This is a genomic window from Pseudomonas oryziphila, assembly GCF_003940825.1.
In the GTDB taxonomy this organism is placed as follows: domain Bacteria; phylum Pseudomonadota; class Gammaproteobacteria; order Pseudomonadales; family Pseudomonadaceae; genus Aquipseudomonas; species Aquipseudomonas sichuanensis.
This window is the reverse complement of record NZ_CP034338.1, coordinates 3,403,281-3,429,499: the sequence shown is the minus strand read 5'-3', so window position 1 is coordinate 3,429,499 and position 26,219 is coordinate 3,403,281. Positions and strand designations below refer to the sequence as shown.

Here is a 26,219-nt window from a genome sequence, read left to right as displayed (position 1 = left end):
CCTGAGCAGGTAGCGTGGGAGCGGCGGTGCACCGCTGCGACTTGCCCCGCGATGTTTTCAAGCCAAGTGCAGCCCTCGGATCAAACCTTGAACTGCGCCACCATGGCGTTCAATTCCACCGCCAGGCGCGACAGGTCTTGCGCCGCCGCGCTGGTCTGGTTGGCGCCGGCGGAAGTCTGCATGGCCAGGTCGCGAATGTTCACCAGGTTACGATCCACTTCCCGTGCCACCTGCGCCTGTTGCTCCGAGGCACTGGCGATCACCAGGTTGCGCTGGTTGATCGAGGCGATGGCCTCGGCGATCAGCTCCAGCGCCTGGCCGGCCGACTGCGCCACTTCCAGCGTACCGTTGGCGCGGCCCTGGCTGCTGTGCATGGCGCTGACCGCGCGCCCGGTGCCGTCCTGAATGCCGCCAATCATCTGCTCGATCTCGGCGGTGGACTGCTGGGTGCGGTGGGCCAGTGCCCGTACTTCGTCAGCGACCACTGCAAAGCCGCGCCCGGCCTCGCCGGCGCGGGCTGCCTCGATGGCCGCGTTGAGCGCCAGAAGGTTGGTCTGCCCGGCAATCGAACCGATCACGTCCAGGACCCGGCTGATTTCGTTGGCGCTGCTGGCCAGTTGTTCGATTTCCTGGGAAGTGCCGGTGACGTCGTCGACCAGATGCTGGATCGAGCTCAAGGCCTGGTTGACCTGGTCGCGGCCGTCGCGGGTGGTCTGGTCGGCGCCCTTCGACGCATCGGCAGTACTCACCGCGTTGTTGGCCACTTCCTCGACCGCCGCGGTCATCTGGTTGACTGCCGTGGCGGCCTGGTCGATCTCGGCGCTCTGCTGATGCAGGCCGCGGCTGGTGTCTTCGGTGACCGTGTGCAGTTCTTCGGAGGCCGAGGCCAGTTGGTCGGAGGAGGCGGCGATCTTGCGCAGGGTGTCGCGCAGGCTCTGTTGCATCTGGCTCAGGGCACGCAGCAGCAGTGCCGGTTCGTCACGACCGCTGACCTGAATGTCGCGGGTGAGGTCGCCGGTGGCCACACGCTCGGCCACGGCCACGGCGTCGGCCAGCGGGACGACGATGCTGCGGGTAAGCAGGATGGCGATGGCGATGAGGGCGATGATGATGACCAGCAGTGAGCTGACGATCACGCTGAAGGCTTCGTCGGCGACGTCGCTGCTGCGCTGCGAAGCATCTTCGGCGCCCTTGCCGTTGTAGGCGATCAGGGCCGCCATGGTTTTCATCATGCTGTCGGCATGTTGGGTGAGCGGGCCGCTGATCTTGCGTTTGGCATCGGCCGCGCGGCCGGCGTTGATGTCCTTCAGTACTTCCTGCTGCAGGCTGTAGTACTGCTGGTGGGCAGCGTTGAAGGCATTGAACAGGGCACGGTCATCGGCGGCGATGATGGTGTCTTCGTAGTCTTTGAGGGCGGCTTGCAACTGATCGTTGACGGTCTGGAGCAGGGCAGTATTTCGGGCTCGCTCGTTGCTGTCGTCGTCCAGGGCGGTGCGCAGGGTGAGCGCGCGGACGCGGCCGAGGTTGCTGCCGATGTCGTTGAGGGCAACGACGGCGGGGATCCAGGTGATGCGAATTTCGTCGGTGGCGCTGTCCATTTGCCGGGTTTCGTAGAGAGAAAGCAGGCCCATTGCCAGGACCAGTGCACCTAAAAGCGCGAACACGCTGGCGGCGCGTTTGCCGATCTTCATATTCCGTAACTGCATGGCATGCTCCTTGACGTTGGCGTGCAGGCGTCAAGAGCATGGTTTGAGGGCCGTGATGACGGGTGCCAGGCTCTCGATGCGCTGCGGGTTAGGTGTGTTCCTCACCTTCGTGATGTTTTTTTGGCGCCAATGATGCCATATGGCCATTATTATTGACCAGTCATTCAATGTAACAGCACGTACAGGCTGATCCGTCATAATCTGACGGATAAGTCAGTTTTGGTTCGCTTATACGATGGCAATCGCCGGGTCTGCGGCTGCCAGCGCCTGTTCACGGTCGGCTGCTGGTGGGTAGATCCACAGGGTGTTGATCTGGCGCTTGAGGTTCTTGCCTTCCTGGCCTTGCAGGACCAGTTCGCGTTCCCAGCCCTCGCTGTAGGCCGCGCCCCATTCGCCCAGGTCCAGGCAGGTGACGTACTTCGGCTGGCGGTACACCACGGGCGCCAGGCCCAGCAGGTCGGCCATGGCGTTGTTGCCCGAATGGCGGCCCATGGGGATGGCGTGCTGGCAGGTCATCAGCGCGTGGTTGCCGATGTCGTCCACCGCGGCCCAGGCGACGTCGCCGGTGGCGTAGATATGCTCCTGGCCGACAACTTTAAGGTGCGGGTCGACCCGCAGCCGGCCCAGGGCGTCACGCTCGCCTGCGACCTGCGCGGTCAGCGGGCTGGCCTTGACGCCAGCAGTCCAGATCACGGTATTGCTGGCGATGTGTTCGCCATTGTCGAGGGTCACGCCGCCTGCCTCTACGGCCACTACCGAAGCACCGGTCAGCCACTCGACACCGGCGTGTTCCGAGGCGGCGACGATGGCCGGGGTGATACCGGCGCCAAGGGCGGCACCGATGCTGTCGGCCCGGTCCACCAGCACCACGCGGACATTGCCTTCACCGAGGATGGCACGCAGACGGGGCGTCATTTCGGTGGCGGTCTCGATGCCGGTGAAGCCACCGCCGCACACCACCACGGTGTTGCGTGCCGGCGAGGTGGGCAGCTTGGCCAGGCCAACCAGGTGCTGCTCCAGGCGCACAGCCGATTCCATCTGGTCGACATCGAAGCTGTGCTCGGCCAGGCCTGGCACGGCGGGGCGAGCGACCTGGCTGCCGGCGGCGAGGATCAGGCGGTCGTAGCCCAACTGCTGGCGCTGGCCGTTGGCGTCGATGTAGCCGACCTGGCGCGCGGTGCTGTCGATGCTTTCGGCGTTGCCGTGGATGAACTGCACGCCAACCACATCGAACAAGTCGCTCAGCGGGGCCTGCAAGGTGTGGGCGTCGGCTTCGTAGAAGCGTGGGCGGATGCGCAGCTCTGGCTGCGGAGCCAGCACGCTGATGCGCACGTCGCCGGCCTGGGCCTGGTCGAGCAGGCGAGCGGCGCTGAGGGCGCTCCATACACCGGCAAAGCCGGCACCGATGATCAGGATATGTGGGGTCATGTGAGTGCTCCGCTAGATGGGGAAAGGGCTTCGGTGGTGCGTTGGCTGCCTGCCGAATAACTGCGACTGTATTGATCGGAGTTTGTCTCGACAAGTATTTTTTTCAGCCAGCCCCCGTCCGGGCCTTCGCAAGTTCGGTCTAAACCTGCGGTTTTGCTGGTTTGCAGGGGCTTTTTGTGCTGATGGGCTGGCGACGGGCGGCAAGCTGAGGCTTTGCCAGTTGCCGTTGATGGGCGTAGTATTTGCGACAAATTCAGTCGGAGATTGACATGTCGCTCTACAGTGCCGGCGTCGAGTACGGTATCCATTGCCTGTTGTTCCTGGTGGACGAGCGTGGCGACAGCCGCGAGTCCAGCGTGCGCGACCTGGCCGAGTTGCAGGGTGTACCGCAGGAGTACCTGGCGAAGGTGTTCACCAAGCTCGCTCGGGCCGGGCTGGTTGCGGCCACCGAGGGGGTGCGGGGTGGTTTCCGTCTGGCGCGGCCGTCGGATGAAATAACGGTGCTGGATATCGTCACGGCCATCGATGGGCACAAGAAGATTTTCGACTGCCGCGAGATTCGGGAGCGTTGTGCGGTGTTCGAGGGCTCGGCACCGGCCTGGGCGGTCGAGGGGACGTGTGCGATCAATGCGGTGATGCTGGGGGCGCAGAAGCGCATGGAGGAGGCTTTGGCGCAGCAGACGATCCTGGACTTGGCGCGGCGGTTCGGGCGCAAGGCGCCGGCGGCGTTTGGGCAGCAGGTCAATGAGTGGATGGGGGAGCGGCGGGACGGGAAGGGGAGTGGTAGCGGGGATATACCGGTGGTGGCTGTTTAAGTTGTTCTAGGGCTGCTGTTTCTTTTCTTGATTTTATTCAGTGAGCGCGTTTTTGTTTTGATAGGTTTATACGCATTCATTTGCGATGTCGACGCATAGTCACCTTTCCGCCCTTACGGCGGGTTACTTTTTTTCTTGGAAAAAAGTAACCAAAAACCGCTCGCTCCATTCATACGGCCCTCCGCTGCGCTGCGGGTCCCTTCGCTCCGGCGTCTTCCGGGCCCGCGCGGCCTCCGACTTGCTGCGCAAGTCTACATCTCGCGCCTTCGGCTAACGCCGAAGGGTGCTGCGCACCAGGGCCCTCCAGACGCCTACGCTCAGCCTCCTGAAGTCGCGAAGTTAGGGGCGGCGCCTGGGCTGGCGTTAGCTGTCGCTAGTTGGATTGGGTGGGAACTCAGGATTGCAATCGCTGGCAAGCCAGCTCCCACAGGTTAGTGCGAATTTTCAGACTTGCGCTGTACCTGTGGGAGCCGGCTTGCCGGCGATAGGGCCCGAAAAAAAATACATACACAACAGCCAAACCTAGATAACCGCATTACTGCTCTTGATCTGCTCTTGATCTGCTCTTGATCTGCTCTTGATCTGCTCTTGATCTGCTCTTGATCTGCTCTTGATCTGCTCTTGATCTGCTCTTGATCTGTTTTTGCTTTTGCTTCTAAGCGCGCGATAGTTCAGGCAACACAAATTGCGACTTCAGGAGGCCGAGTGGAGGTGACTGGAGGGCCCTGGTGCGCAGCACCCTTCGGCGTAAGCCGAAGGCGCGAGATGTAGACTTGCGCAGCAAGTCGGAGGCCGCGCGGGCCCGGAAGGCTCCGGAGCGAGGGGACCCCGGAGCGCAGCGCAGGGGCCGTATGATGGGAGCAGGCGGTTTTGCCTACTTTTTCCAAGAAAAAAGTAGGCCGCCGTAAGGGCGGAAAGGTGACTAAAAGTCGCTATCGCCGCTGAATGCGCATACATCTATCAAAGCCAACACTTTGAAAGCCGAAGCCGAAGCCGAAGCCGAAGCCGAAGCCGAAGCCGAAGCCAAACACCAAAAAGCCAAAAAACCAAAAAACCTACCCCTCCCGCCCCTCATGCTGCTTGCGATAAGCCCCCGGCTGCACCCCCACCGCCTTGGCAAACGCCCGAGTAAACGCCGCCACCGACTGATACCCCACCCGCCCGCCAACCTGCTCGACCGTATTCCCCGCCTTGAGCAACTGACAAGCCTGACGCATGCGCAGCGCCAGCAGCACCTGCCCAGGCGACTGCCCAGCCAGTTCATTGAAACGCTTGAAGAACGCCGAGCGCGACAGCCCCGCACACCCCGCCATGCTCTCTAGCGTCCAAGCCTGCCCCGGCTCCTCTATCAGCCGCTCCAGCAGCCCGGCAAAAGCCGGCTGGCGGGCGAGGGCGACCAATCCACCCAGTGGCTGAGCCGTGTGCACCTGCTGGCGCAGCACATACAGGAACAGCAAGTGCGTGAGCCGCTCGAGCACCGTCTGCGACGGCTGCGGCGCCCGCCGGCATTCCTCGAGAATCAAGCCAAACAGCGCACGTGCCGCACTGCCGGCCGGATCATTGGCGCGCAGCAGGATCCAGTCCGCCAGCCCCTCGACGATCAGCGACGACAAGCCCGTCTGGAAATGAAAGAAGCCACAGACCAGCCCCACGCCATCGTCGGCCTGCAGGTCCAGCGCCTGCATGGCCCGGCGCGGCTGGGCGCAGGCGTCAGCGACGTCCTCGTCACCCGATAAGCGATACCCAAGGTCACGCAGCAGAAACACCGCATCACCACTCTCAAGCCGCACAGGCTCGGCATGGCCATCGACGTGCAGCCAGCAATGCCCCTGCACCACCAGGTGAAAGCTGGCCCGGCCCATGCCCTGGGTGCTGGCGTGCCAGCCACCGCAATAGCGCCCGACATGGAACAGGCTTGCGTCAAGCTCGAGGCCTTCTAATAACCAATCGACAAGGTGGCTGGATGAAATCATCTAATGCAAGGACTCAGGAGCAAGGAAAGGCGACTGATGAATATGGATGCTACTTCTTATAACCAACAGACTGTAGCGACCTACATCAAAGGAGACCACTCCATGTCCGCGCGCATCACTCTACACAGCCTGCAGACCGCCCCGGAAGCCGCACGTCCGTTCCTCGAAAACGCACAGAAGAACTCCGGTTTCATCCCCAACCTGCTGGGTGTGCTGGCCAATGCCCCAGCCGCGCTGGAAACCTACGTCACCGTCTCGGCGCTCAACGGCAAGGCCGAGCTGACCCTGGCCGAGCGCGAAGTGGTGCAGTTGATTGCCGCTACCCAGCACGGTTGCGACTTCTGCGTTGCCGGCCACACCGCCGTGGCGCTGAACAAGGCCAAGCTACCGCAGGCGGTGGTCGATGCCCTGCGCGCCCGTGGCGAGCTGCCCGATGCACGTTACGAGACCCTGGCCGAGTTCGCCCGTGAAGTCATCGCCACCCGCGGCAACGTCAGCGACACCACCTACCAAGCCTTCCGCGAGGCCGGTTTCACCGAGGGCAACGCCCTGGAAGTGATTCTGGGCGTGAGCCTCGCAACCCTGTGCAACTTTGCTAATGTGTTCGCCCAGACGCCGCTCAATGACGAGCTGAGCAAATACCGCTGGCAGCCTTCGGCCTAAACCGCCCGATGCCGGCGTGTCCGGCGCACCAAAGGAGTAGGGACATGCTTGATAGCGCTTTTCGCCAATGGCTGGATGCCAACGCCGAGACCATCGACCAGGGCCAGTGCGACCCGCACCTGGTACTGGCGCACATCGCCGAATCGCAACTGCTGCGCATAGGCGTCGACCCGGCCCTCGGCGGCGCGGGCGGTGATGTCACCGAGGCGGTCGAAGCCATTGCCGCCATCGCCAGCCGCTCACTGGCGGCGGCTTTCGTCTGCTGGGGTCAGCGCGCCTTCATTGAATACCTGCTGCAAAGCCCTAACCAGGGGTTGCGCGAACGCCTGCTGCCAGCGCTGCTCAAAGGTGAGCTGGCCGGCGCCACGGGGCTTTCCAATGCCATGAAGTTCCTCTCCGGCATTGAGGCACTGCAGGTGCGCGGGCGCCCCGCAGCCGATGGCTGGAACCTGGAAGGCCGGCTGCACTGGGTGACCAACCTGCGCAAGAGTGGTTTCGTGGTGGCTGCGGCCATCGAAGACGATGCCGGCGGCGCGCCGTTCGTGCTGGCCATCCCCTCCGACGCACCAGGGCTGGAGCGCTCCGACGACCTTCAGCTGATGGGCTTGCAGTCGAGTAACACCGCTGCGCTGGCTTTCCACCAGGTACCGCTGGCCCGCGACTGGCTGCTGCACGACAACGCCCGCGAGTTCCTGCCCAAGGTGCGCCCGGCCTTCCTCGCCCTGCAGTGCGGCATGGCCATCGGCCTGGCGCGGCGTGCCCTGGACGAAGTGCAGGAACACCTGCAAGGCCGTGCTTCGTTCCTCGAAGAGGCGCGCCAGGTGCTCAAGGAACGCCTGGAGAACACCGTGGGCGAACTCAAGCAGGGACTGCTCGACGGCCGCTTCCTCAAGCAACCGGCCGCGTTGTTCAAACTGCGCATCACCCTCGCTGAAAGCGCTGCCGATGCCGTGCAACTGGAGTTGCAGGCCAGTGGTGGCAAGGCTTACCTCACCGCCTATGGCGAAGGCTTCGCGCGCCGCTGGCGCGAGTCGGCGTTCGTGCCGATCGTCACGCCGAGCCTGGTGCAGCTGCGCGCCGAACTGCAACGCCAGGCGAGTGCGGCATGACCGACGTGCTACTCGACGCCCGCGACATCAGCCTGGGCTACCCCCGCGAGGGCGGCTGGCAGCCGGTGCTGGAGCAGTTCGACCTGGCGCTGGCGCCGGGCGAAGTGGTGACCATCCTCGGCCCCAGCGGGGTCGGTAAATCGAGCCTGCTGCGGGTGCTGGCCGGCCTGCAGCAGCCCCGTGGCGGCAGCGTGAGCTTGCATGGCGAGGCGCTGCAGGGCCCGCACCCGCGCCTGGCGGTGGCGTTCCAGGACCCCAGCCTGCTGCCCTGGCTGAGCCTGGAGAAGAACGTCGCCTTCGGCCTCGACTTCGCCCGCCAGCCCAAGCTGGCCGCCAGCGAGCGCCGCGCACGCATCGACCACGCCATCGCCGCGGTGGGCTTGAGCCATGCCCGCAGCCAGTACCCGGCGCAGTTGTCTGGCGGCATGGCCCAGCGCACCGCGCTGGCCCGCTGCCTGGCGCGCCAACCCGAAGTGCTGCTGCTGGACGAGCCGTTCGGCGCGCTGGACGAAGTGACCCGCGCCGATATGCAGCAACTGCTGCTGCAACTGATCGCTACCCACAACACCGCTGCGGTACTGATCACCCACGACATCGACGAAGCCTTGCTGCTGTCCGATCGCGTGCTGCTACTGGGCAACCACCCGGCGCGCACCCTCGGCCAATGGCACATCGACCTGCCGCAGCCCCGGGCGCAGCGGGTCGAGGAACTGGGCGCGCTGCGCATCGAAATCCTCAAAACCCTACGGCGGGCAAGCCGCACAGCCGAACCCACCCCATCCCCCTTGCCCTCGGAGGCTGTCCATGTGCATGGATGACTGCTGCTCCACCACGTCCCGTCGCGATTTTCTCAAACTCAGCGCCATGCTCACCGCCGCCGGTGCCGTGCCGCTGCTGGCCAGCCTGCAGGCGCGCGCCGCCGCCGAGCCCGACGCGCCGGTGCGCATCGGCTACCTGCCGATCACCGACGCCACGCCTTTACTGGTGGCGCACAACAACGGCCTGTTCGAGGCCGAAGGCATCAAGGCCGAGCGCCCGGTGCTGCTGCGCAGCTGGGCCCAGGTGATCGAGGCGTTCATTTCCGGCCAGGTCAACGTGATCCACCTGCTGTCGCCAATGACCGTGTGGGCCCGCTATGGCAGCAAGGTGCCGGCCAAGGTGGTGGCCTGGAACCATGTCGGTGGCTCAGGCCTGACCGTGGCCCCGGACATCACCGAGATGAAGCAGCTCGGCGGCAAGACCGTGGCCATCCCGTTCTGGTACTCCATCCACAACGTGGTGCTGCAGCAGATGCTCAACGACAACGGCCTCACGCCGGTGTCGAAACCGGCCAACGCACAGCTGGCTGCAAACGAAGTCAACCTGCTGGTGCTGCCGCCGTCGGACATGCCGCCAGCCCTGGCCAGCAAACGCATCGCCGGCTACATCGTCGCCGAGCCGTTCAACGCCCTGGCCGAGAACCTCAAGGTCGGCCGCGTGCAGCGTTTCACCGGTGACGTATGGCGCAACCACGCCTGCTGCGTGGTGTTCATGCACGAACACGACCTCAACAACCGCCCGGAATGGTCGCAGAAGGTGGTCAACGCCATCGTCAAGGCCCAGCAATGGACCCGCGAGCACCGCGCCGAAGCGGCCGCGCTGCTGTCCAAGGCCGGCCCCAACAAGTACACCCCACACGAGCCTGCGGTGCTGACCAAGGTGCTGGCGCCTGCCGCCGAGGACCGTGCCGGCTACATCGCCAGTGGCGCGATCCAGCACCAGCTTTGGGATGAAAAACGCATCGACTTCCAGCCGTACCCGTACCCCAGCTACACCGAGGAACTGGTCAAGCGCCTCAAAGGCACCCTGATCGAAGGCGAGAACGGCTTCCTCGCCGGCCTCGACCCCGCGCACGTCGCCCGCGACCTGGTCGATGACCGCTTCGTGCGCAACGCCATCGCTGCGGTGGGCGGCCCGGCAACCTTCGGCATTGCCGAGAACTTCCAGCGCAGCGAGGAGTTCGCGGTCTGATGCAAAGGCATGTCGTACATGGCGCTCTGGGCCTTGCCGGCCTGGCGCTGCTGCTGTTGCTGTGGTGGGCGGGGGTGCAGGTGTTCGGTGCGGCCGACGGCCTGTCGGCGCGCTTCTCGCCCCAGGCCACCTTGGCGAGCCTGGTGGAGTTGCTGGGGCAGGGCGAGGTGTACGGGCATATCTGGGTGAGCCTCAAGCGCATCCTGATCGGCCTGTTGCTGGCGCTGTTGATCGGCGTGCCGTTGGGCTTGCTGGTGGGCAGCTACCGGCACCTGGAGGCGGCAACCACGCCGGCGTTCCAGTTTTTGCGGATGATCTCGCCGCTGTCGTGGATGCCGGTGGTGGTGATGCTGATGGGCGTGGGCGACCAGCCGATCTACTTCCTGCTGGCCTTCGCCGCGCTGTGGCCGATCCTGCTCAACACCGCCGCCGGGGTGCGCCAGCTCGATCCGCGCTGGTTGCAGCTCTCGCGCAGCCTCAGCGCCACGCGCAGGGAGACCTTGTGCAAGGTGATCGTGCCGGGGGTGATTGGCCATGTACTGACCGGCGTGCGCCTGGCCATCGGCATCCTGTGGATCGTGCTGGTGCCGTGCGAGATGCTGGGGGTCAGTGCGGGGTTGGGGTATTTCATCCTCGATACCCGTGACCGGCTGGCGTATTCCGAGCTGATGGCGATGGTGCTGTTGATCGGGGTGCTGGGGTTCATGCTCGATGCGCTGGCCCGCGGGTTGCACCGGCGCTGGGTGCATGGCTGAAGATTGCCGGGGGCGCTTTGCGCGCCCCTTCGCCGGCAAGCCGGCTCCCACAGGTACAGCGCAAGTCTTGAAAACGGCGTGGTCGGTGTGGGAGCCGGCTTGCCGGCGATGGGCTGCAAGGCAGCCCCAGCGGTCTACATCAATGCCGCGTCAGCCGCTGCCTGACACACGCTTTGGCCTGCTCCGCCAACTCATCCAACCGCTCATCGCGCGATTGCTCCGCCTCCATCATCGCCTCCTCACCCTGCTGGTTGAGCAGATAGGTATGGATCTGCATCACCTCGACCGTCTGGTAGATCGGCGCAATATCCAGCCGCCCGATCAGCGCCCCGCTGGCACGCCCGGTACTGCTCATCAGCACCTGTGGCCCGGCGCTGGCAATCACCTGCAAACCCATGGCTTCGAACCACGGCACCTGCTCGGCGAAGGCGCTCAGCTCGACGCAGGCGTAGCGGCTGCGCAGGTCATCCAGCAACGCGCGGGCGATGCCCTGGCGGCGATGGTCCTGATGCACGGCAAGGAACGCCAGGCTGCAGGCCTGCGCATCGTCCTGGGCCGGCAGCGCCAGGGCAAAGCCGAGCAACTGGTCCGGGGCGTCGGCATCCAGCGCCAGGGTCAGCTGCACGGCCAGGCCGCGGGTGCCGTCCAGGGCCATCAGGTACTGGTGCACCTCCATACCCACGCCGTACTGGTACAACGGGTACAGAGGGTTGGCCGGGCTGATGGCGACGCTGCTGAGCTGGCCGACATGGTCGATCACCAGCTGGCGGATCTGGTTCTGGAAGGATTCGGGCGGCACGCCGTCGAGGCGGCGGAGGATGAACATCGCGGGTAGGGCTCCGGGTGGGCTGAAACGCCCGCTTCGAACGAGGCGGGCGCCCAGTTTACCCGGTGTGGCTAGCGCAGCCCAGCCAGCAGCAGGTCGAGGTTCTGCACTGCAGCGCCCGAGGCCCCCTTGCCGAGGTTGTCGAACACCGCGGTCAGCAATACCTGGCCGTGCTCGGGGTTGGCGTACAGCGCCAGGCGCAGGTCATTGCTGTCGTTCAGCGCCTGCGGGTCAAGCGCCGGGGCCGGGCCTTGCTGATGCAAGGGCAGCACCTGCACATGGCGGGCGCCCTGGTAGTGCTGCTCCAGGCAGGCCTGCAGTTGTTGCGCGGTGACGCCGGGCAACAGCCGCAGTTGCAGGGGAATGCTCAGGACGATGCCCTGGCGATAGGCGCCGTAGCCGGGCACGAACAGCGGGCGGGCGCTGAGCCCGGCGTGCTGCTGGATTTCCGGCACATGCTTGTGCGCCAGCTCCAGGCCATACAGCTGCAAGGTCGGCAGATAGCCTTCGGCGGGCTGCTCATGGCGCTCGACCGCCGCCCGGCCACCGCCGCTGTAGCCGGAAATGGCATGGATGCTCAGCGGATAGTCCGCTGGCAGCAGCCCGGCCTTGACCAGCGGATGCAGCAGGGCGATGGCGCCGGTGGGGTAGCAGCCCGGGTTGCTGATGCGGCTGCTGGCGGCGATGCGCTCGGCCTGGTGCTGGTCGAGCTCCGGCAGGCCGTATACCCAGCCTGGCGCGGTACGGTGCGCGGAGCTGGCATCGATCACCCGCACCGCCGGGTTGCGGATGGTTGCCACGGCGTCACGGGCAGCGTCATCGGGCAGGCACAGCAGGGCGATGTTGGCGCTGTTGATCGCCTCGCTGCGCCGCGCTGGGTCCTTGCGTTCGGCCTCGGGCAGGGTGAGCAGGCGCAGGTCCTGGCGGCCGTGCAGGCGCGCGTGGATCTGCAGGCCAGTGGTGCCTTGGTCGCCGTCGATGAAAACGAGTGGCTGGTGCATGAGGAGTATCCGAATGAAAGGGGAGTGGGCCTATGCTCGCCTGCGGCTGGACGAAAGAAAATTTGAATATCATGATCGGTACGTTCATTAATTCTGAATCAGTTACCCAGCAGGCGACACTTCTCCTGTGGGAGCTGGCTTGCCAGCGATGAGGTCAGTCGCAACAGTGATGTCAGTCCAGACTGACGCTTTCGCTGGCAAGCCAGCTCCCACAGAAGGGCGATGTCGTCTGTAAATGCTCATCCACCTGTCAGAGTCCCCATGCGAGAAATCAGCCTCGACCGCCTGCGCACCCTGGTGGTGATTGCCGAACACGGCTCCTTCGCCGACGCCGCCCGCCAGCTCAACCTTGCGCCGCCGACCATCAGCCTGCACGTGGCCGAGCTTGAGGCGCGCATCGGCGCGCCCTTGCTCACCCGCACCCGGGGCCAGGTGCGCCCGACCCCTATCGGCGAGACCCTGCTGCTACGTGCACGGCGCTTGCTGGCCGATGCCGACCAGGCGCTGGACGAGGTGCGCCGGCAGGTCGAGGGCCTGACCGGCCGCGTGCGCTTGGGCGCTTCCACGGGCGCTATCGCCCATCTGTTGCCCCAGGCGCTCGACGCCCTGCGCGTGGACCACCCAGGTATCGATGTCCAGGTGCAGGTGCTGACCTCGCAGGCCTCACTGGCCCGTCTGCGCGAAGGCACCCTGGACATCGGCCTGGTGGCGTTGCCACAGGTGGCAGGCAAGGGGCTGAAACTGACGCCCTGGCGCCGCGACCCGATCCTGGCCTACGTGCCCGCCGACTGGCGCCCGCCGGCGCGGGTCACGCCGGCCTGGCTGGCCGGGCGAGCGTTGATCCTCAACGACAGCACCACGCAGTTGTCGCGGGTGACTTCGGAATGGTTCGCCGCCGCCGGGCTCTACCCCGAGCCACGCATCGAACTGAACTTCAACGACGCGATCAAGAGCCTGGTGGGCGCGGGGTACGGCGCGACCCTGTTGCCCCAGGAGGGTGAAGGCCCGCAGCACGATCCGCGTGTGCTCCGGCGGCCTTTGCGCCCGGGGCTGTGGCGCCAGCTCGGTATCGCCTGTCGCGAGGGCGAGCCGGAGCGCGCCATCGGACACGTGCTGGAGGCGCTGGAGCGCCTGCGCCAATGATGCCGCCGCCTCAGCGTGCGTAGATACGCTTGCCGGCAAACCAGGTCTGCAGCACCTGGGTATCGCGCAGCGCCTCCGGGGCTAGGCTCAGCACATCGCGGTCGAGCACGATCATGTCCGCCTGCTTGCCCACTTCCAGCGAGCCGACCTGCCGCTCCAGGCGCATGGCCCGGGCGGCGTTGAGGGTATAGGCCTGCAGCATGGTCTGCAGGTCGATGGCTTCGCCGGGGTTGAGCACGCCCTTGGGACCCTTGCGGGTGATGGCCTGGTAGATGGCCTTCCATGGCTCCGGGGTGCTGATCGGCCAGTCGCTGGCGCCGGCGATGGTTGCGCCGTTGTTCAGCAGCGAATGGGCCGGGAAGGTGTGCATGAAGGCCATTGCGCTGACGTAGGGCTTGACCAGGTCGAGGTTGGCCTCGTCGGCACTGGCCCAGTACAGCTGCATCGAGGCGATCACGTCGAGCTGGCGGAAACGCGCGTACTCCTTGGGGCTGACCATCTGCAGGTGGGTGATCGAATGGGCAATGCCGCTGTGACGCGCGCGCCGCGCCTGTTCGATGCCATCGAGCGCCACGCGCACCGCGCGGTCACCGATGGCGTGCACGTGCACCAGCCAGCCACGGGCATCGGCGGCGCTGACCAGCTCGCCGAAATGCGCCGGGTCCAGCAGCAGCTCGCCGCGTTGCCCGGAGTTGCGGTAGGGCTCGAGCATCGCCGCGCTCTGCGCCGGCATCTCGGCCACGCCGTCGGCGAACACCTTGATGCCCGGCAGGGTGAGGTTGGGTACGTCGATGAACTGCTGGCGCACCTTGTCCAGTTCGTCCAGGTCGGCGGGGCCGGCCTTGCTGTCGGCCATCAGCAGCGCGGCGACGTGGGCGGTGAGCTCGCCGTTTTCGGCCAGGGCCTTGTACACCGGCAGCACGCCCAGGGAATCGTTGTTCACGTCGGCGCCCGGCAGCTCGTTGGCCAGTGGGTCCATCCAGCCGGTTATACCCAGCTGCTTGTAGTAGTCCAGGGCCATGCGCCCGGCGGTCAGCAAAGTGTCCTGGCTCAGCGGTGGCAGCAGATCAGTGACCGGGTAGAGGCTGGCGTCGACCAGGAAACCATTGGGCGTGCCGTCCGGGTGACGGCCGATGGTATTGCGGGCGTCCTCGGGCAGGGCGGCGATGCTGGCGGCATTTACCCCGGCGCGCTGGAGCATGGCTTGGTTGGCCCAGCCGGTGTGCATGTCGTTGGCGGCTAACAGGATCGGTTGCGTGGCCCACTCGCCATGATTGAAGCGCTGTTCCAGGGCCGGTAGATCGTCCCAGTAGGTCGGTGGCAGGCCGCCGACGCTGAGGAACTCGCCACGCCGGGCCTTGCCGTCGTCGCGCCACTGGCGCAGGCGCCGCTCCAGCTCATCGAGGGGCAGTTGCTCGCCGGCCAGGTTGGCCAGCTCCAGTTGCAGGCCGCCCTTGATGGCGTGGGAATGGGAGTCGAGCATGCCCGGCATCAGCACCTTGCCGCCCAGGTCGATGACTTGCGTGCCGGCGGTTTTCAGGCGCAGCACGGCCTGGTCCGAGCCCACCGCGACGATCTTCTCGCCGTCCACCGCCACGGCCTGCTGCAACGGCTGGCCGGGGGCGGCGGTGTAGACCTTGGCGTTGTGCAGGATCAGGTCCACGGCGGCGAGGCCGGGCAGGGCGGTACAGGCCAGGCCTGCGCCGAGGGCAAGTGTGAGCAGCGACTTCATCGGGTGCCTCGTTGTTGTTTTGATCAGGCCGCAGGCTAGCCAAGCTGGGGGATCGGTTAAACGCAGTCTTGGGCACAACTCTTTTTGCGTTGGGGAAAGAGCGCGACGTGGCCCTTTCGCCGGCAAGCCGGCTCCCACAGGTACACCACTAGGCATGAGGCCGGCGCGGTCGGTGTGGGAGCCGGCTTGCCGGCGATAGGGGCGCGAAGCGGCCCGCTGTTTGCCCACACCTCGGCTCTGGATGGATACTGCTTCGCACCCCCACTTGTGCCTCACAGGAACCAACCATGGACAAAATGACGGCCCTGACCATCTTCGTCGCCGCCGCCGAGCACGGCAGTTTCAGCCGCGCCGCCGAGCAGTTGGGCAAGACGCCGTCGGCGATCACCAAGGCCGTTGCCCACCTGGAGGCGGAGTTGGGTGTGCGCCTGTTCGAACGCACCACCCGGCGCATGGCCCTGACCGAGGCCGGCAGCCTGTACCTGGACGGCGCGCGCCAGGCGTTGATGCATTTGCAGTTGGTCACCGAGGAGGTCGAGCAGTTGCAGCATGAACTGCGCGGCACCCTGCGCATCACCGCGCCACCCTCGTTCGGCCCGGCGTTTCTCAGCCAGGTGTGCTGCCGCTTCATGGGCGAACACCCGCAGGTGCGCCTGGAGGTGAACCTCAACGACGCCAACGAGGACCTGATCGACGGCGGTTACGACCTGTCGCTGCGCGACGGCCCCACCGACCAGCCCGAGCTGATCGCTCAGCCGCTGATCGAGAACCGGGTGATCCTCTGTGCCAGCCCGGCCTACCTGCAGCGGCGCGGCGCGGACATCACCCTGGACAACTACGCCCAGCACGACTGGCTGCTGCTGCGCCACCCGTTGCTCAACCGCAGCTTCTGGTGGATCGAGCGCGACGGCCAGGCCCTGCGGGTACGCCAGCCCACCGCGCGATTGCTCAGTGACAACTTCGATTTCCTGCTGGCCTGTCTGCTCGACGGCCAGGGCCTGCAATTCGTGCCCACCTGGTGCGCGGCGCCGTACCTGGCCCGCGGCGAGCTGGTCGAGGTGCTGCCAGACTACTGGCGCGCCCTGAGCGCCTTCGGCCCCTGGGTGCACGTGCTGTACCTGCCGCACCGGCGCAATACGCGAAAGCTGCAGGCTTTCATCGCCCTGCTGCATGAGCACTTGCGTGAGCAAGGTTTGCACCCCTGAGTTTTTCCGCCTGGGCACAAAAGTTGTGCGGGGCAGGGCGATGATCGGCTGCGGCGGCGTGGTTAGGCTTGTCTGAACATCGAGCCTGCCGTACCAGGAGTTCCCCGCAGTGAAGATACACACCTTCGTCACCGACATCCGCGACCCGCTGGCACGCGGTGCGCAGCTCGGCGCGCTGTTCGCCGAGCAGATCCGCCACACCACCGAGCTGTACCTGGGCTTCTTCCCCAGGGTCGGCGTGAGCTTGGGCGAGGCCCAGCGCATCGGCGAAAACAGTCTGGCCGCGCTGGAGGCCTGGAGCCCGGAGCTGGCCGCCGAGGTGATCGGCATGGCCAAGGGCGTCGACCTGCCGCTGTGGCAACTGGCCGCCCTCAACGCCCGTACCGAAGTCCTGGCCGCCCGTACCCGCCACCACGAATGCTCGACCAGCGTGCACGCCCCGCGCGGTGCGCGAGCGCCGCAGACCCTGCAGACCTGGGACTGGCATGACAGCCTGTGCCCGCACGGCCTGATGCTCGGGCTGCACACAGCGCGCGGCATGCAGGTCAAGCTGTTCTGCGAGTTCGGCATGCTGGCCAAGCTGGGGGTGAACAGCGCAGGCCTAGGCCTGCATTTCAACATCCTCCACCACGCCAGCGACAACGCCAGCGGTGGCGTGCCGGTGCATGCCATCGCCCGGCGCCTGCTGGAAGACGCCCGCAGCGTCGACGAGGCCGTGGAGCTGGCGCGCTCGGCGCGGGTCAGTGCGTCTACCGTGCTCACCGTGTTTTCCCGCGAGGACCGCAGCCCGCGCGCGGTGAGCATCGAACTGAGCCCCGAGCGCACGGCGTTGGTGTTGCCCCGCGAGGATGGCTGGCTGCTGCACACCAACCATTTCCTCGACCCCCAGCTGAGCCAGGGCGAGCAGGTCGCCGACCGCGCCGACACCCTCGGACGCCTGGGCCATCTGCAGCAGGTGATCGGCCAGATGACCGACGCCGACCTGCGCGCCCGTGCCGAGGCGATGTGCGGCGCGGCCGGCGACAGCGCGCCGATCTGCTTCCATCCGGACATGGCCATGCCCGACACCGAGCGCTGGGAGACCCTGCTCAGCGTCGGCATCGACACCGAACATTGCGCGCTGGACTACGTGGCGGGCACCCCGCTGCAACTGGCCAAGGCCGGCTTCCAGCGCTTCTGAGCCCACCTGCATTCCGAGAATAAAAACAATGCATGCGCACACCGCTTCATCCCGCTCCGCCTTGCGGACCTTTTGCGTCTCCGGCCTGGGCACCGCGCTGGAGTTCTACGACTTCATCATCTACGGCACCGCCGCCGCGCTGGTCTTCCCCCAGGTGTTCTTCCCCGGGCTCGACCACCTGACGGCGACCCTGGTGGCGTTCAGCGCCTTCGGTGCCGGCTTCTTCGCCCGGCCTCTGGGCGGCTTGGTGTTCGGCCACTACGGCGACCGCATCGGCCGGCAGAAGGTGTTGGTCGCCACCTTGCTGCTGATGGGCCTGAGTACCTTCCTGATCGGCTGCCTGCCCAGCCACGCCAGCATCGGTGTGACCGCGCCGGTGCTGCTGGTGCTGTTGCGCCTGGTCCAGGGTTTCGCCGCCGGCGGCGAGTGGGGCGGCGCGGCGCTGTTCGGCATCGAGTCGGCGCCGCCCGGACGGCGCGGGCTGTGGGGCAGCTTCACGAGCATGGGCATCGGCGTCGGCGGGATTCTCGGCGCCGGGGTATTCGCCATCGTCAGCGCCGCGGCCAACGACAACTTGGTGGATTTCGCCTGGCGGATTCCGTTCTGGCTCGGCGGCAGCCTGGTGCTGATCGGCCTGTATGCGCGGCTCAAGACACCCACGCCGCTTGCCGCGCCTGCGGCCAAGCCGGTGCAGGCTCCATTGGCCGAAGCGCTGCGCCAGCGGCCACGGCAACTGCTGCTGTGTACCGGCATCGCCTTTGGCTACTGCACCATCGCCTACATCGGCAGCACCTTCTTTCTCACCTATGCCACCCAGGCCGGGTTCGGCAGCACCCAGGCACTGATGTTCGACCTGACCCTGTCGGTGGCCATCGTCTTGTCGGCGCCGCTGTTCGGGCACCTGTCCGACCGCCTCGGGCGGCGCCCGGTGATGGTGTTCGGTGCCTTGGTGATGGCGCTGGGGTTGTTTGCCTTCTTTGCCTTGGTCGACATGAAGAGTTTTGCCATTGCGCTGTGCGCCTACAGCCTGGTCGGCCTGCTGATGGGCGCGACCCAGGGGCCGATCCCGGCGTTCCTCGGCGAGCAGTTCCCGCGTGAGATGCGTTATTCGGGGATTTCCGCCAGCTACCAGATCGGCGCGGCGTTGGGCGGGGGCACGGCATCCAGCGTTGCCACGGCGATCCTCATCCTCACCGACCACAACCCGTTGGGTGTGGCGTTGTACGGGGCAGCGGCGCTGGCGCTGGTGGCGGTGTGTTCGTTGATGCTCAGGGAGACGGCGTGGTTGAGCACGGCGCAGATCGACGAGGCGCCCGCGCCGGGCGCTGACGGGGCGGTGTTCGTCAGGCATTGATTGGGCGTCTGCGTCGACGCTTCGCCGGCTTGCCGGCGAAAGGTCTCAACCCCGCTCGCGCTGGCGCAACGCTGTCACCGTCTCGCCGCCCACCCCCCAATTGTCGGTGGGCACCTCTTCGATCACCACGAACGTGCTGGCCGGTGGTTTGCCCAGCACCTCCTGCAACAGTCGCGTGGTGCCTTCGATCAACTGGCGCTTTTGCTCGGCGCTGACGCCTTCATCGGTGACGCGGATATGGACATAAGGCATGGTTCGATCCTCTGCTTGTTCAGTGCCAGGTGCCGGCGGTGCTGCCACCGTCGACGGGCAGGATGACGCCGCTGACGAAGCGTGCGTCGGTCAGGTACAGCACGGCGTCCACCACATCCTGCGGCTGGCCGGTACGGCCGCTCGGCGACAGCGCGCCCAGCCCTTCGGCCTGGCCGCCGTGCAGCGGGGTGTCGATGATCCCCGGGGCCACGGCGTTGACCTGCACGCCGCTGCCCGCCAGCTCCAGGGCCAGGCCCTTGACCGCCTGGTTCAGGCCGCCCTTGACCAGCACCGGCAGCAGCGCCGGTACCCGGGTATCGGGTTGCAGGGCGATCGAGGCCGTGATGGCGATGATGTGCCCGTGCCCCTGTTGCTGCATCACCTGCGCGGCGGCCTGGGCGGGGTAGAAGAAGCCCTTGAGGTTGGTACCGACCAACGCATCGACGTCGGCCTCGCTGTAGTCCACCACCGGTTTCGGGATGAAGATGCCGGCATTGTTGACCAGGATATCCACCCGGCCAAAGGTCTTGAGCGCGGTGGCGAACAGGCGCTCGGCGGTGGCTTTTTCGGCGATGTCGCCGGCCACGCCGACGAACCCGGCCGGGTTGCCCAACTGCGCGGCGGCGGCGTCCAGGCGCGCCTGGCTGCGGGCGTTGCCGACCACGTTGTCGCCGCGTTCGAGGAAGGCCTGGGCGAGGGCGAAGCCCAGGCCGCTGGATGCGCCGGTGATGATGACGGTGCGTGGGGTGCGCATGGGGATGATCTCCAGTGGATGAGCCTTGGCTCGGGGTGGAATCACTGTAAGTTGCAACGCTCGCTTGAAAAATGAGGTGCATGGCATTTCAATCGATACACCGTGTAATTAATCGAGCCGCCATGACCCGCCATTTCGATGACCTGCAACTGGGCAGCCTGGAGCTGTTCTGCCTTGCCGCCGATGCCGGCAGCTTCACCGAGGCGGCCACCTTGGCCGGTGTCACGCCTGCCGCCGTGAGCCGGTCGGTGGCCCGCCTGGAAGAGCGCCTGGGCGTGCGCCTGTTCGTGCGTACCACCCGGCAGATGCGCCTGTCCGAGGCCGGGCAAGCCTACTACCAGCAATGCCGCCAGGCCTTGGGGCAACTGGTGGAGGCCGAGCGGCAGGTGACGGGCGGGCAGCTCGAGCCCAGCGGCCGGCTGCGCATCAGCGCGCCGACGCCCTATGCCCACCACCGCCTGCTGCCGTTGTTGCCGCGCTTTCGCGAACGCTATCCGCAGGTGTTGGTGGATGTGCACGTCAGCAACCGCAATGTCGATTTCGCCGAGGAGCAGTTCGACCTGGCCATCCGCGGCCGCGCCCCGGCTGACTCGCGGCTGGTGGCGCGGCGCCTGGAGGATGCCGAGCTGGTGATCGTCGCCACCCCGGGCTACCTGGCCCGGGCGGGTGTGCCGCAGACACCGGATGACCTGGCCGGGCACGACTGCATCCAGTTCGAGATGCCCAGCAGTGGGCGCCGCCCGCCCTGGAGCTTCCAGCGCGACGGGCAACTGATCGAGCTGGAAACCCAGGGCGCCTTCACCTGTCTGGGCGACTTCCTCGCCACCAGCACGCTGGTGCGCCACGGCGGCGGCCTGATGCAGGCCTACCGCTTCACTGTGCAGGATGCCCTGGACAGCGGTGAACTGGTGGAGGTACTGGCGGATTTTGGCGGCACCTCGCGGCCCTTCATGCTGGTTTACCCGCAGGCCAGGCACATGCCGTTGAAGGTGCGTGTGTTCATTGACTTCCTGGTCAGTGAACGGCCTCTGCCGTTTGGCTGAAGCCCGCGCAGGGCGTGTGCTGGAGCACTATTCTTGTCGCTGCGTCGGCGCGTTGTGCCGCCGACCTTTCAGCAGTCCGGCTATTTCCAAGGAGAACGCTCCATGAAATCCATGACACTGCTAGTGATTGCCTCGGTACTGAGTTTTGCCGCACAGGCCGAGGACAGCGCGGCGACCAACTGTGATGCCAAGATCAATGACCTGGAGTACATCAGCAAAACCGATGGCCAGGCGCTGCATGGCGGCATGGCGCACGACTACCATGAGCTGCTCAAGGAAGCCAAGGACGCCAAGGCCAGCGGTGACATGGCCAAGTGTCAGGCCTCGGCCGACCGTGCCAAGACCATCTACAACAAAGCGCGCGGCAAGTAGCCAGGAGCCTTTGGGAGGGCGCGGGGTCTCGTGTAAGCTCGCTTGGGTCATCTCACGAGAGCTTCCCATGATCCCGTCCAGCCCGCGCCTCGACAGCCTGCTCACCGGTATCGCCCGGCCCTTCACCCGCCCAGGCTCGCACAGCGCTATCGGCAAGCAGCCGCGCCAGGGTGCCTTGCAGGTGACCGCGCTCGGTATCGCGGGTGACGAACAAGGGGACCTACGCGTACACGGCGGGGTCGAGAAAGCCATCCATCACTACCCCCGTGAGCACTACGCCGCTTGGGCTGCCGAGCTGGGCGAGCACCCGCTGTTGGCGCAGCCCGGCGCTTTTGGCGAAAACTTCAGCAGCACCGGCTGGACCGAGGCCGATGTCTGCCTGGGCGACCGCATCCGGGTAGGCACCGCCTTGCTGGAGATCTCCCAGGGGCGCATGCCGTGCTGGAAACTCAACGAGCGTTTCGACATGGCGCAGATGGCCCTGCGGGTGCAGCAGAGCGGGCGCACCGGCTGGTACTACCGGGTCGTGGAGGAAGGCGAGGTGCAGGCGGGCGACAGCCTGCAACTGGTCGAACGCCCCCATGGGTTGTGGTCGGTGGCGCGGCTGTCGGCGGTGCTGTTCGACAAATGCCTGGAGCCTGAACTGCTGCAGGAATGCCTGGCGCTGCCGCTGGTACCGAACTGGCGGCGAACCCTGGAAAAGCGCCTGGCGCAACGCCAGGTCGAAGACTGGTCGTCGCGCCTGCAGGGGCGCAGCGACACCTGAACATCTGCCCTACAAGACAAGGATCCCAGCATGCCCTTCGAACTGGACGACCGCCTGGTGATTGGCGTCGCGTCAAGCGCGGTGTTCGACCTCAGCGAAGCCGATGCGGTGTTCCGCCGCGACGGCGAGGCACAGTACCGCAAGTACCAGGAGCAGCACCTGGACGTGCCGCTGGGCAAGGGCATCGCCTACCCGTTCATCAAGCGCCTGCTGGCGCTCAATGACCTGCGCGAAGACCCGGAGGACCCGCTGGTGGAGGTGGTGCTGCTGTCGCAGAACGACCCCGACACCGGTTTGCGGGTGATGAAGACCATCGGCCATTACGGGCTGAACATGACCCGGGCGATCTTCACCCAGGGCCGCTCGCCTTATGAATACATTCCGGCATTGAACATCGCGCTGTTCCTGTCCGCCGACAAGCAGCATGTGGACGCGGCGATCCAGGCCGGTTACCCGGCCGGGCAGGTGCTCGACTCGCAGTTCGATGACGACGAAAGCGACGACAACCTGCGCATCGCCTTCGACTTCGATGGCGTGCTGGCCGGGGATGAGTCGGAGGCGGTGATGCAGTCCGGCGGACTGGGCAGCTTCCATGCCCACGAAGTGCTGAACAAGGCCCAGCCGCACAACCCCGGCCCGCTGAAGGAGTTCTTCGTGCGCATTGCGCGGATACAGGCGGCGGAGGAACAGTTCAAACTCGACCACCCCGGCTACGAGAACCGCCTGCGGGTGTCGATCGTCACCGCGCGCAACGCGCCATCCCACGAGCGGGCGTTGAACACCTTGAAGAGCTGGGGGGTGATGGCCAACGATGCGTTCTTCCTCGGCGGTATCGAGAAGCGCCGGGTGCTGCAGGTGCTCAAGCCGCACATCTTCTTCGACGACCAGTCCGGGCATTTGAAAAGCACCAGTACGGTGGTGCCGTCGGTGCATGTGCCGTTCGGGGTGACCAACCGTTCGGCGTGACATGATCGACCCTCATCGCGGGGCAAGCCCGCTCCCACGTGGGCTGAGTTCCAGCTCCTTGGGGCATGCAAATGCGTGGGAGCGGGCTTGCCCCGCGATGGGGCGTCAAGAAGATCGCCTCAGAACCACCGGTCGTTACGCTTTCGCCCCCGGGTCAGCGCCGGCAGGATCAACCCCAGCAGCAACCCGGCACCGGCAATGCTGCCGCCGTAGACCATGTAGCGCATCATCACCTGCTTGTTTTCATCCCCCAACCGCGCCTGGGTATCGCGCAGGTTCGACTGGGCCTCGGCGAGCTGCTCGTTGAGCGCCTTGTTGCGGGTTTCCAATTCGTCGATCAGCGCCTTGCGCGAGTCCAAGGTCTCCTGCATGCCTTGCACGCGGCTCTTCCAGCTGTCGTCGATGGTTTTCAACTGGCCGGACAGGTCGGCCACCTGCTGGTCGAGCTGCGGCAGGCGTTCGCTCTGGCCCGGCAGCGCCTGCAGGTCGCTGCTGAGGATCCACACCAGGTCGCCGCTCTGGCCGCGCACCTGGCTGTAGTTGCCCTGGCTGGTCACCAGGCTGACTTTCTGCCCCGATTTCAGTGAGCCGACGATCCGGTGGCCATCGGTGGGGCCACTGCGCACGTAGGTGCTCAGGCTGTCGCTGACCCAGCGCGCATCGCTGGCCGGCTCTTCGGCATGGGCCGGGGCGGCGAGGGCGATCAGGGCGGCGATCAGGCTGCCACGCAGGGCGGGGAGGGCGGAGTTGGCGGGCTGCTTGTCTGGCATGGTGGTCTTCGCTGAAACGGGGCAAATGAAGGCCCGATGACTGGGCCGGCGATCCGGTCGGGTGAATTGACCGTCAGCCAAAGACCGCTTTTTTGTAGGCAGGTTCACTGCTTAGTGCAGGAAATGCCTACAGAGTGTTGCCGGATGTACACATAAACGAAAACGGGGCAGGCCATCGCTGGCCTGCCCCGTTCATGTCAACGCGCCGGATCAGGCGACCTTGACGATCCAGCCCGCCGGTGCCTCGACGTCACCGCTCTGAATGCCGGTCAGCTCGTTGTAGAGCTTCTGGGTGACCGGGCCGACCTTTTCCAGGTCGTGGAACACGTGCAGCTTGCCGTTGTACTCGATGCCGCCGATCGGCGTGATCACCGCGGCAGTGCCGCAGGCGCCGGCTTCGATGAAGCGGTCGAGCTTGTTGATCTCGACATCGCCTTCGATCACGGTCAGGCCCAGACGCGATTGCGCCAGTTCCATCAGCGACAGGCGGGTGATACCCGGCAGTACCGAAGCCGATTTCGGGGTGACGAACTCGTTGTTGGCGGTGATGCCGAAGAAGTTGGCCGAGCCGACCTCTTCGATCTTGGTGTGGGTCAGCGGGTCCAGGTAGATGGCGTCGGCGAAGTTGGCTTTCTTCGCTTCGGCACCCGGCTGCAGGCTGGCGGCATAGTTGCCACCGACCTTGGCCGCGCCGGTGCCCTGGGGGGCGGCACGGTCGAAGCTGGAAATCTGGAAGTTGTGCGGCTTCATGCCGCCCTTGAAGTACGAACCTACCGGGATGGCGAAGATCGAGAAGATGAACTCGGGCGCGGTGCGCACGCCGATGTTGTCACCGGTGCCGATCACGAACGGGCGCAGGTACAGGGCACCCTTGCCGTGCGGCGGAACGAAGTGCTCGTTGGCCTTGACCACTTGCTTGCAGGCCTCGATGAACACGTCGGTGGGCACGTGCGGCATCAGCAGGCGGGCGCAGCTGCGCTGCATGCGCGCGGCGTTCTGGTCGGGGCGGAACAGGTTGATCGAGCCGTCCTTGCAACGGTAGGCCTTCAGGCCCTCGAAGCACTGCTGACCATAGTGCAGGGCGGTGGAGCCTTCACTGATGTGCAGCACGTTGTCGTCGGTCAGGGTGCCCTTGTCCCACTCGCCGTTACGCCATACGGACAGGTAACGCTTGTCGGTCTTGATGTAGTCGAAGCCCAGCTTGTCCCAGTTAATGCTTGCGTTGCTCATGACACCCTCATAGCTCAAAGCCCGAACACGGCGGGCTGCTGTTATATGCGCACCACGCCACCTTAATACATCCGGCGCGGATCGGAAACGGCCAGTCACGAATTGGCTGGGGGGGCTGGGTTGTTGGTTGATTCAGGGTTTGAGTTGGACCATCGGGTGCATGGCGGGATATTGGGTGAGGGCCACTAGGTGCCTGCCGGTGTTTCTGCAGCGCCTGTGAGATCGAGCGCCGCGCGGGCGGCGCTCGATCTCATAGGCGCTGTAAAAACACCGACGATCACCTGGTGGCTTTCACTCTGTATCCCGGCGAGCACCTTCCAGCCCTCACACGATCCAAAATGGTCACAAACTCAGCGCAGCCGCCGATTCCAGTCCCCGCCATGATCGCGCCAGCACGCCTCTTCACTGTCATAGCGCACATGCCAGGCCACATGGTCCAGCTGCACACCGGCCTCATCCAGTGCCTGGCTGGTCAGCGCCAGTATCCGCGCCTTGGCCGCACCGGCCAGGGCATCGGCCTTGGCCGTGTCATCAGTGAACACCCAGGTGATGCGCAGGCTGGCGGGGAAGTCGTCGAGGTCGACCTGGTGGGTGAGCCAGGCAAAGCCGACGATCTCGGCCTGGGCAGTGGCGCAGGCCTCGGTGAGGCAGGCGACCATCTCCCGCTCCAGGCGCGCCAGTGCGCGTTTATTGCTGGCCATCGGGTTCGTCGATCTGCTGGCAGAAGCGCAGGCGGTTGCCGAACGGGTCGGCGATCTGCATTTCCAGGCCCCAGTCGACCTTCTCTGCGTGCGGGCGGGAGTAGCCGTACTGCTTGGCCTGCAGTTCCCGTTCCAGGGCCTTGAGGTCTTCGACCCGGGCGAAAATCGCCGACCCCGGAGTGGCATCGCCGTGGTGTTCGGACAGGTGCAGGATCAGCCCGTCGCGATGGACCTGCATATACAGCGGCAGGTCGGCGGCGAAACGGTGCTCCCAGTCGAGGGTGAAACCGAGGAAATCAAGGTAGAACTCCCGGGCCTTGTCGACCGAGAAGATCCGCAGGATGGGGATGGCAGCGGCGAATTGCATCGGAGTTCCTTGTGCTGTGCATTTTCCTGGGGCGTGAGTGTAACGCCGTCGGCACCGCTTGAGGGCGCGCTTTTGCCCCGCATTTGCGCAGTGCGAGG

Annotated in this window: 26 protein-coding genes; 14 read left to right on the top strand and 12 right to left on the bottom strand. The window is 65.8% G+C overall.

Annotation, left to right across the window (positions count from 1 at the left end; genetic code table 11):
* Positions 1-80: 80 nt before the first annotated feature.
* Together EJA05_RS15975 and EJA05_RS15970 are read right to left on the bottom strand one after the other, a co-directional pair.
* Positions 81-1,691, bottom strand: coding sequence for a methyl-accepting chemotaxis protein (locus EJA05_RS15975; protein WP_407692101.1), 1,611 nt, complete (start codon positions 1,689-1,691; stop codon positions 81-83).
* 243 nt (positions 1,692-1,934) lie between these two features.
* Positions 1,935-3,134 carry an NAD(P)/FAD-dependent oxidoreductase gene (locus EJA05_RS15970; RefSeq protein WP_125858982.1) on the bottom strand — a complete coding sequence of 400 codons (1,200 nt, stop codon included), beginning with the start codon at positions 3,132-3,134 and terminating at the stop codon, positions 1,935-1,937.
* A 269-nt stretch (positions 3,135-3,403) separates the two neighbouring features.
* On the opposite strand from EJA05_RS15970, the gene EJA05_RS15965 reads away from it, so the two are divergent.
* Positions 3,404-3,949, top strand: a complete 546-nt coding sequence (locus tag EJA05_RS15965) for an RrF2 family transcriptional regulator (RefSeq protein ID WP_125464434.1) — start codon at positions 3,404-3,406, stop codon at positions 3,947-3,949.
* 1,055 nt (positions 3,950-5,004) lie between these two features.
* On the opposite strand, the gene EJA05_RS15960 is transcribed toward EJA05_RS15965, so the two are convergent.
* Positions 5,005-5,922 carry an AraC family transcriptional regulator gene (locus tag EJA05_RS15960; protein ID WP_125858981.1) on the bottom strand — a complete coding sequence of 306 codons (918 nt, stop codon included), beginning with the start codon at positions 5,920-5,922 and terminating at the stop codon, positions 5,005-5,007.
* Between the two features lie 102 nt (positions 5,923-6,024).
* Here EJA05_RS15960 and EJA05_RS15955 point away from each other — a divergent pair, with 102 nt between their 5' ends.
* Genes EJA05_RS15955 through EJA05_RS15935 form a run of 5 tightly spaced genes read left to right on the top strand, consistent with a single transcriptional unit; the run spans position 6,025 to position 10,459 of the window.
* Positions 6,025-6,585 carry a carboxymuconolactone decarboxylase family protein gene (locus EJA05_RS15955; protein ID WP_125858980.1) on the top strand — a complete coding sequence of 187 codons (561 nt, stop codon included), beginning with the start codon at positions 6,025-6,027 and terminating at the stop codon, positions 6,583-6,585.
* Positions 6,586-6,593: 8 nt separating this feature from the next.
* Positions 6,594-7,694: an acyl-CoA dehydrogenase family protein gene (locus EJA05_RS15950; protein WP_125858979.1), complete on the top strand. Its 1,101-nt coding sequence runs from the start codon at positions 6,594-6,596 to the stop codon at positions 7,692-7,694.
* Positions 7,691-8,512, top strand: coding sequence for an ABC transporter ATP-binding protein (locus tag EJA05_RS15945; protein WP_125464430.1), 822 nt, complete (start codon positions 7,691-7,693; stop codon positions 8,510-8,512). Before EJA05_RS15950 ends, EJA05_RS15945 begins: the two co-directional genes overlap by 4 nt.
* Positions 8,499-9,704 (top strand): ABC transporter substrate-binding protein, encoded by a 1,206-nt coding sequence (locus EJA05_RS15940; protein ID WP_125858978.1) that lies wholly within the window; start codon positions 8,499-8,501, stop codon positions 9,702-9,704. Before EJA05_RS15945 ends, EJA05_RS15940 begins: the two co-directional genes overlap by 14 nt.
* Entirely contained in the window at positions 9,704-10,459 is a 756-nt protein-coding gene (locus tag EJA05_RS15935; RefSeq protein WP_125858977.1) for an ABC transporter permease, read from the top strand. Before EJA05_RS15940 ends, EJA05_RS15935 begins: the two co-directional genes overlap by 1 nt.
* A gap of 139 nt (positions 10,460-10,598) precedes the next feature.
* On the opposite strand, the gene EJA05_RS15930 is transcribed toward EJA05_RS15935, so the two are convergent.
* Both EJA05_RS15930 and argC read right to left on the bottom strand, forming a co-directional pair.
* Positions 10,599-11,285, bottom strand: coding sequence for a GNAT family N-acetyltransferase (locus EJA05_RS15930; protein WP_125858976.1), 687 nt, complete (start codon positions 11,283-11,285; stop codon positions 10,599-10,601).
* Positions 11,286-11,356: 71 nt separating this feature from the next.
* Positions 11,357-12,286 carry an N-acetyl-gamma-glutamyl-phosphate reductase gene (gene argC / locus EJA05_RS15925; RefSeq protein ID WP_125858975.1) on the bottom strand — a complete coding sequence of 310 codons (930 nt, stop codon included), beginning with the start codon at positions 12,284-12,286 and terminating at the stop codon, positions 11,357-11,359.
* Positions 12,287-12,547: 261 nt separating this feature from the next.
* Here argC and EJA05_RS15920 point away from each other — a divergent pair, with 261 nt between their 5' ends.
* Positions 12,548-13,429, top strand: coding sequence for a LysR family transcriptional regulator (locus EJA05_RS15920; protein WP_125858974.1), 882 nt, complete (start codon positions 12,548-12,550; stop codon positions 13,427-13,429).
* Positions 13,430-13,439: 10 nt separating this feature from the next.
* Here the strand turns inward: EJA05_RS15920 and EJA05_RS15915 are convergent, their stop codons facing one another.
* Positions 13,440-15,161: an amidohydrolase gene (locus EJA05_RS15915; RefSeq protein ID WP_125858973.1), complete on the bottom strand. Its 1,722-nt coding sequence runs from the start codon at positions 15,159-15,161 to the stop codon at positions 13,440-13,442.
* Between the two features lie 287 nt (positions 15,162-15,448).
* Here EJA05_RS15915 and EJA05_RS15910 point away from each other — a divergent pair, with 287 nt between their 5' ends.
* From EJA05_RS15910 to EJA05_RS15900, 3 genes are all read left to right on the top strand, one after another.
* Positions 15,449-16,366, top strand: a complete 918-nt coding sequence (locus EJA05_RS15910; RefSeq protein ID WP_125858972.1) for a LysR family transcriptional regulator — start codon at positions 15,449-15,451, stop codon at positions 16,364-16,366.
* A 109-nt stretch (positions 16,367-16,475) separates the two neighbouring features.
* Positions 16,476-17,546 carry a C45 family autoproteolytic acyltransferase/hydolase gene (locus EJA05_RS15905; RefSeq protein ID WP_125858971.1) on the top strand — a complete coding sequence of 357 codons (1,071 nt, stop codon included), beginning with the start codon at positions 16,476-16,478 and terminating at the stop codon, positions 17,544-17,546.
* A gap of 28 nt (positions 17,547-17,574) precedes the next feature.
* A complete protein-coding gene (locus EJA05_RS15900) occupies positions 17,575-18,900 on the top strand; it encodes an MFS transporter (protein WP_125858970.1) in 1,326 nt (441 codons plus the stop codon).
* Positions 18,901-18,945: 45 nt separating this feature from the next.
* Here the strand turns inward: EJA05_RS15900 and EJA05_RS15895 are convergent, their stop codons facing one another.
* On the bottom strand, positions 18,946-19,152 hold the full coding sequence (locus tag EJA05_RS15895; RefSeq protein WP_125858969.1) for a tautomerase family protein: 207 nt from the start codon (positions 19,150-19,152) through the stop codon (positions 18,946-18,948).
* A 19-nt stretch (positions 19,153-19,171) separates the two neighbouring features.
* Positions 19,172-19,906, bottom strand: a complete 735-nt coding sequence (locus tag EJA05_RS15890) for an SDR family NAD(P)-dependent oxidoreductase (RefSeq protein WP_125858968.1) — start codon at positions 19,904-19,906, stop codon at positions 19,172-19,174.
* Positions 19,907-20,028: 122 nt separating this feature from the next.
* Here EJA05_RS15890 and EJA05_RS15885 point away from each other — a divergent pair, with 122 nt between their 5' ends.
* The 4 genes from EJA05_RS15885 to EJA05_RS15870 all read left to right on the top strand — a co-directional run bounded on the left by EJA05_RS15885 (position 20,029) and on the right by EJA05_RS15870 (position 23,053).
* Positions 20,029-20,949, top strand: a complete 921-nt coding sequence (locus EJA05_RS15885; RefSeq protein WP_125858967.1) for a LysR family transcriptional regulator — start codon at positions 20,029-20,031, stop codon at positions 20,947-20,949.
* Between the two features lie 102 nt (positions 20,950-21,051).
* Complete coding sequence (locus EJA05_RS15880; RefSeq protein WP_125858966.1) at positions 21,052-21,321, top strand: hypothetical protein; 270 nt, start codon at positions 21,052-21,054, stop codon at positions 21,319-21,321.
* A gap of 67 nt (positions 21,322-21,388) precedes the next feature.
* On the top strand, positions 21,389-22,087 hold the full coding sequence (locus EJA05_RS15875; RefSeq protein ID WP_125858965.1) for an MOSC domain-containing protein: 699 nt from the start codon (positions 21,389-21,391) through the stop codon (positions 22,085-22,087).
* 30 nt (positions 22,088-22,117) lie between these two features.
* Positions 22,118-23,053 carry a 5'-nucleotidase gene (locus EJA05_RS15870; RefSeq protein WP_125464418.1) on the top strand — a complete coding sequence of 312 codons (936 nt, stop codon included), beginning with the start codon at positions 22,118-22,120 and terminating at the stop codon, positions 23,051-23,053.
* A 119-nt stretch (positions 23,054-23,172) separates the two neighbouring features.
* On the opposite strand, the gene EJA05_RS15865 is transcribed toward EJA05_RS15870, so the two are convergent.
* From EJA05_RS15865 to EJA05_RS15850, 4 genes are all read right to left on the bottom strand, one after another.
* Positions 23,173-23,823 carry a TIGR04211 family SH3 domain-containing protein gene (locus tag EJA05_RS15865; protein WP_125464417.1) on the bottom strand — a complete coding sequence of 217 codons (651 nt, stop codon included), beginning with the start codon at positions 23,821-23,823 and terminating at the stop codon, positions 23,173-23,175.
* Between the two features lie 210 nt (positions 23,824-24,033).
* On the bottom strand, positions 24,034-25,053 hold the full coding sequence (locus EJA05_RS15860) for a branched-chain amino acid aminotransferase (RefSeq protein WP_110992793.1): 1,020 nt from the start codon (positions 25,051-25,053) through the stop codon (positions 24,034-24,036).
* 350 nt (positions 25,054-25,403) lie between these two features.
* Positions 25,404-25,754, bottom strand: coding sequence for a hypothetical protein (locus EJA05_RS15855; RefSeq protein ID WP_125858964.1), 351 nt, complete (start codon positions 25,752-25,754; stop codon positions 25,404-25,406).
* The gene (locus tag EJA05_RS15850; protein ID WP_125858963.1) at positions 25,741-26,121 is read right to left on the bottom strand and encodes a glyoxalase superfamily protein; all 381 of its coding nucleotides are present in this window, start codon (positions 26,119-26,121) and stop codon (positions 25,741-25,743) included. The genes EJA05_RS15855 and EJA05_RS15850 overlap by 14 nt, the downstream gene beginning before the upstream one ends.
* Between the last annotated feature and the right edge of the window lie 98 nt (positions 26,122-26,219).

Excerpts from the sequence above, each read along its gene's own strand:
- EJA05_RS15945 (WP_125464430.1), top strand. The coding sequence starts at position 7,691 with ATGACCGACGTGCTACTCGACGCCCGCGACATCAGCCTGGGCTACCCC.
- EJA05_RS15900 (WP_125858970.1), top strand. The coding sequence starts at position 17,575 with ATGCATGCGCACACCGCTTCATCCCGCTCCGCCTTGCGGACCTTTTGC.
- EJA05_RS15910 (WP_125858972.1), top strand. The coding sequence starts at position 15,449 with ATGGACAAAATGACGGCCCTGACCATCTTCGTCGCCGCCGCCGAGCAC.
- EJA05_RS15950 (WP_125858979.1), top strand. The coding sequence starts at position 6,594 with ATGCCGGCGTGTCCGGCGCACCAAAGGAGTAGGGACATGCTTGATAGC.
- EJA05_RS15875 (WP_125858965.1), top strand. The coding sequence starts at position 21,389 with ATGATCCCGTCCAGCCCGCGCCTCGACAGCCTGCTCACCGGTATCGCC.
- EJA05_RS15855 (WP_125858964.1), bottom strand. The coding sequence starts at position 25,754 with ATGGCCAGCAATAAACGCGCACTGGCGCGCCTGGAGCGGGAGATGGTC.
- EJA05_RS15915 (WP_125858973.1), bottom strand. The coding sequence starts at position 15,161 with ATGAAGTCGCTGCTCACACTTGCCCTCGGCGCAGGCCTGGCCTGTACC.
- EJA05_RS15895 (WP_125858969.1), bottom strand. The coding sequence starts at position 19,152 with ATGCCTTATGTCCATATCCGCGTCACCGATGAAGGCGTCAGCGCCGAG.
- EJA05_RS15920 (WP_125858974.1), top strand. The coding sequence starts at position 12,548 with ATGCGAGAAATCAGCCTCGACCGCCTGCGCACCCTGGTGGTGATTGCC.
- EJA05_RS15935 (WP_125858977.1), top strand. The coding sequence starts at position 9,704 with ATGCAAAGGCATGTCGTACATGGCGCTCTGGGCCTTGCCGGCCTGGCG.
- EJA05_RS15930 (WP_125858976.1), bottom strand. The coding sequence starts at position 11,285 with ATGTTCATCCTCCGCCGCCTCGACGGCGTGCCGCCCGAATCCTTCCAG.
- EJA05_RS15890 (WP_125858968.1), bottom strand. The coding sequence starts at position 19,906 with ATGCGCACCCCACGCACCGTCATCATCACCGGCGCATCCAGCGGCCTG.
- EJA05_RS15885 (WP_125858967.1), top strand. The coding sequence starts at position 20,029 with ATGACCCGCCATTTCGATGACCTGCAACTGGGCAGCCTGGAGCTGTTC.
- argC (WP_125858975.1), bottom strand. The coding sequence starts at position 12,286 with ATGCACCAGCCACTCGTTTTCATCGACGGCGACCAAGGCACCACTGGC.
- EJA05_RS15870 (WP_125464418.1), top strand. The coding sequence starts at position 22,118 with ATGCCCTTCGAACTGGACGACCGCCTGGTGATTGGCGTCGCGTCAAGC.
- EJA05_RS15965 (WP_125464434.1), top strand. The coding sequence starts at position 3,404 with ATGTCGCTCTACAGTGCCGGCGTCGAGTACGGTATCCATTGCCTGTTG.
- EJA05_RS15975 (WP_407692101.1), bottom strand. The coding sequence starts at position 1,691 with ATGAAGATCGGCAAACGCGCCGCCAGCGTGTTCGCGCTTTTAGGTGCA.
- EJA05_RS15955 (WP_125858980.1), top strand. The coding sequence starts at position 6,025 with ATGTCCGCGCGCATCACTCTACACAGCCTGCAGACCGCCCCGGAAGCC.
- EJA05_RS15860 (WP_110992793.1), bottom strand. The coding sequence starts at position 25,053 with ATGAGCAACGCAAGCATTAACTGGGACAAGCTGGGCTTCGACTACATC.
- EJA05_RS15940 (WP_125858978.1), top strand. The coding sequence starts at position 8,499 with ATGTGCATGGATGACTGCTGCTCCACCACGTCCCGTCGCGATTTTCTC.
- EJA05_RS15880 (WP_125858966.1), top strand. The coding sequence starts at position 21,052 with ATGAAATCCATGACACTGCTAGTGATTGCCTCGGTACTGAGTTTTGCC.
- EJA05_RS15850 (WP_125858963.1), bottom strand. The coding sequence starts at position 26,121 with ATGCAATTCGCCGCTGCCATCCCCATCCTGCGGATCTTCTCGGTCGAC.
- EJA05_RS15970 (WP_125858982.1), bottom strand. The coding sequence starts at position 3,134 with ATGACCCCACATATCCTGATCATCGGTGCCGGCTTTGCCGGTGTATGG.
- EJA05_RS15865 (WP_125464417.1), bottom strand. The coding sequence starts at position 23,823 with ATGCCAGACAAGCAGCCCGCCAACTCCGCCCTCCCCGCCCTGCGTGGC.
- EJA05_RS15960 (WP_125858981.1), bottom strand. The coding sequence starts at position 5,922 with ATGATTTCATCCAGCCACCTTGTCGATTGGTTATTAGAAGGCCTCGAG.